Origin of the sequence: Intestinibacter sp., assembly GCF_051866655.1 — a bacterium.
Lineage (GTDB): Bacteria > Bacillota > Clostridia > Peptostreptococcales > Peptostreptococcaceae > Intestinibacter.
In genome coordinates, this window is the sequence record NZ_JBJDXL010000221.1 from 1 (window position 1) to 4,615 (window position 4,615).

Annotated in this window: 2 protein-coding genes; both read left to right on the forward strand. The window is 27.9% G+C overall.

From position 1 onward, the window contains the following. Positions 1–887, forward strand: an 887-nt coding sequence (locus tag ACI3VO_RS06690) for a hypothetical protein (RefSeq protein ID WP_439757160.1), incomplete at its 5' end; no start/stop codon positions are given. Further along, positions 884–4,615: hypothetical protein (locus ACI3VO_RS06695; RefSeq protein WP_439757161.1), on the forward strand; the 3,732-nt coding region annotated here is incomplete at its 3' end. The genes ACI3VO_RS06690 and ACI3VO_RS06695, both read left to right, overlap by 4 nt.

Consider the following 4,615-nt stretch of genomic DNA (forward strand, 5'->3'; position numbering starts at 1 on the left):
CAATATTAAAAATAATGCACATTCTACATAAAAATATAGAAAGAGAATTATGGATAACTAAATTATCAAGAATGGCTTATCATGGAATTTTTCCTACCAAAGTTAATATTGGATATTCTGTAAATAAAGATAGTATAAAAGCTGCAAAAGGAAAATGTCCTATAAAATTATATTATAATGATCCATTTACTGAGGAGACTGTAAAAGACTATCTTAGTAAGGAAAAATGGAATATAGAAGAGGATGAATGGTTTAAGAGTATAGGATCTACAACTGGAGAGCCTAATGTATTACAATGTAGTTATATCAATATACCTTATAATAAGATAGAAACTATAAATGAGGATAATACTGTTATAAGAGGTTCTATAGATATTGATCTTACAGAATTAACCGAATTAGAAACTGATACATATTTATTAGGAGTAACATTAGATTTAGGCACTCAAATAGATGCTTCTATAATTTATGATCAATTTACTGCATATTTAAATGGAGAATCTGTTTATAGGCCTACATTAATATATATAGATAAAGGAACATCTTCTTATGAGTTATTAGAAGGAGTAGATAGTTTGGGTAATCCTTTTGCTGCTAATAACATCTATTATAAAACAGCTCCGGGAGTTTATGTTAGCGGTAGTTCTGATGAGGCTACAAGAATAAAATTATTTAGTAATGAAGCTTGTACTAACTTAAAGAATTTATTTGTAGTAGGCTCAATAAATGGATCACCAGTTCCTGTATTAAATAATAATAATTTGGGAAATAGAATAGAAAAATTATCTACTAATGTTTCTGATGGAGGCAATAGAAAACATATTAGTGATATTAGAATGTGTAGAGATATTTATCTAAGAAATTCTACATATAAACCTTTAAAATGAATCTTAAAGATTATAAAAATTGTAGTTTAGGTATTCCTTCTACAAGTGGATTTAATTTTTCATTTTCTATAACACCTTTATATAGATGTTTAAGAAATGAGGGAAATTTAGCATGGGAATATAATCCATTAAGAAATTATAGACTTAGTATTGATAAAGTTGCAACTAATAGTTTAGATCAAGTATTAGATGTTGATGGAAATACAATATATTCAGAAATTACAGGATCTGAACTTACTAGTATTAGTTATAAAAATCTATCTTATTATGGAGTTTTATCTAATACTAGAGCTGCAACTACTAATCAAGCTATGGAACTTACTGATTTTACTACAGAAAAACTTAACTTTGATTTGAATCATCCAGTTCAAATTGAATGTCAACCTTCTTATGACGGATCAGTAAATTTAATAATTAATGATGATAAAAATCCTCCTAGGTTAATAAATACTAGATTTACACCTATGGAGAATAATACATATAAGATAATTAATAGAATGGGCAATAATGATGCTAATATATATGATGATGATCAATTCGAAATTGATACTTCATTATATAAACGAATTAGTTTAATTCCCAAAATAGTTTTCAATGGAATAGAAGATGGAGGATCTTGTAAAGTTGGAAATCATATATTCTATTTTAGATACGAAGATACAGATACTAATATGACAGATTTTGTTGGAGAAACAGGAGTAGTAACTTGTCATGTTGGTGGAGTTAATGATATTGGATCTATTAAAGGAGGAGTAAAAGATGAAAATAGTAATAAACTTATTAAATTTACTCTATCAAATGTAGATCCTGGATATAGTAATGTTAGAGTTTATTATACAAGATTTACATCTGATACAGATGGAGTTCAAACTCATAAAAACTATTTAATAGATCATAAATTTCCAATTATAAATACTCAATGTAGTATTACTATTACTGGATATGAAGCATCTTCTGAAATATCAGATAATGAATTAAATGTTCAATATAATTTAGTAGAATCTGCTAAAACAGCAGCACAATGTCAAAATATGCTGTTTATGGGTAATGTAAATAAAGTAGATATTCCTTACGAAGATTTAATTAATTTATCTTTAAGGATATATCCAATTCCTTTTGCTGTAGATTCAGTTGGAAATGTTACTCATGAATATTCTGATACTACTAATCAATTTGAATATTATAATGTAAAAAATATATATAATAAATTAGGATATTGGGATGAAGAAATATATAGATTAGGAATAGTATACATAATGCCTGATTTTTCTTTGTCTCCAGTATTTAATATTAGAGGTAGAGATAAATTACCTGTAAGAACTAAGATAGATTCTTCAATTAGTGGATTATATACTAATATTCCTACTTTATCAGGAAATTATGATTCAGATGGAAATCCTATTATAAATAAAATAGCTATTGATAGTGGAGATTATACTATATTAGATTCTTATGGAAACAAATCTTCGCATCCATTAGAAAATGCCAAAGGAGTAATTAGAATTTCATCTTCTGGAGTAACTCAAATACAAGGATCTGATAATAATGGAACCTTACATTCTACTCCTATAGGATTAAGAATAGCTTTTGATAGAGATGCTCTTAAAATACTAAAAACTAAAGTTAAAGGATTCTTTATAGTAAGACAAAAGAGAATACCTACTATATTAGCTCAAGGTATAACTATAGGATTAGATAAGAATGCTTATATTCCATTATTATATACTGACTACTCTAAAATAGATAAGGATAAATGTGATAAGATAGGAGGAGGAAGATGGATTGCAGAAAGATTTATGGATGATGAAAGAAAAATAGTTCATGATTTTAAAAAGAGACTATATAATTATCCAAAAGATACTAAATCCATTCATAATAAAGCACTTATATGTCCTGAAGCAGAACTAAAACAATCTTTCTTTAATCAACTATTTACTGGAGGTAAATTTGCTATTAGAGAAACTAAATATCAGCCATCTAATAGAAGATTAGATATAGATCTTACTAATATAAGACATTATTATGTAGATACTTATATTCCATATACTCCTGAAACTGAATATGTCTATTCAGAATGTAAACTTACTATGGTAAATGATGACTGTCCTATGATTACTAGTGGAAGTCAGAAGTATATAGGAAGGGCAGGTAATGCAGAGGAAGCTTGGAGAGTTAGGTATCTGCTTAAAGATGATATTGATACAGAAGCAACTAATTTAGTTAGAGGATCATTTGGAACTTATGTTGGAATTGAAGGATTTTCTGATGAATTTGCTAAGATAGTAAATATACATATTCCTGGATATGATGTAAGTAAAGTAAATGATTATTTTAAAATAAGATATGAAGATAAGTCTGCATATATGCCAATAACTGATAGAATAGATATTAATTCTATTATTTCAGATAGTGAAGGCTGTGGAGTAAATGCTTATAGAGGCGATTGTTATATATGTAACTTTAGTCATAGAATGGTTAGAAATTTCCAAGACCCAGAAGCTCCAAATAATGATATAATAGTTAATGAGGATACTTGGATTGATCATTATGATGTTTCAAATAAAGAAAAAAATGAAAAAATAAATAGGGGAGATATAAATGCAGTTCAAATTGGTCATTGGATAACATTTAAATGCTGTGCTAATATTAATTTATCCATGAGAACTACAGACGATTCTCACTATGAAGAAAATGGATTAACTGGATTGAGCAGAGGATTTTATCCTTTATATAGTCAATCTGTTACTGGAGAATCTAAGATTCCAGAATCTTCTGTAATTAATAGTGGGAATAGTATAACTTTAGGAAATAAATTTAATTTCTTAATGGCTGATGTTCCTTATCTAAAAGATATATTTGCAACTAGAATAATGTATAGTAATATCTTTATAAATGATTCGTATAGAAATGGATATAGAGTTTACAATTTAACTCACTATAGAGATTATTCTACTATATATGGCGGAATTACCAAATTAGTTGAATTTAATGGTGTAATTATTGCTGTATTTGAACATGGAGTTGCAGTCATACCAGTAAATGAAAGAGCACTTGCGGGGGAAGGAGCAGGTGGAGAAGTGTTTATAAACACCTCTAACGTTCTCCCAGAGAACCCAAAAATGCTGAATAGTAATTACGGTAGTCAGTGGATAGAGAGTGTCACAGTGACACCTAATTATATCTATGGAGTAGATACTACTGCAAGGAAGATATGGCGTACTAACGGCTCTACATTTGAAGTTATCTCTGACTTTAAAGTACAGCAATTTTTAAATAGAAATATAACATTAAAAGAGAGGGAACTAACTCCTGTTATAGGTATTAGAAATGTTAAAACTCACTATAATGCTTATAAACAAGATTTAATGTTTACGTTCTACGATAATTTATATGGATTTGAAGAATGTGCTTGGAATTTATGTTTTAATGAACTATTAGGAAAATGGATAACATTTTATTCTTGGATTCCATCCTATTCAGCAAGTATAGATAATATATTCTTTAGTTTTGATAGAGATTCATCTAAAATATATTCTAAACTTGGAATAGGTACTACTGGAAATCCTTGTGCTGATGGTATTACTTTAGACAATCCATTAAATGGAGGAGGTATATTGAGTTTATCTAATAGATACTTACCTAATGCTGATGGAATATCTACTAATGTTTCATTTACATTAGAAAAGGATCAGAGAGGATTTTATAGATATTTCTCTATTAATGGAAAT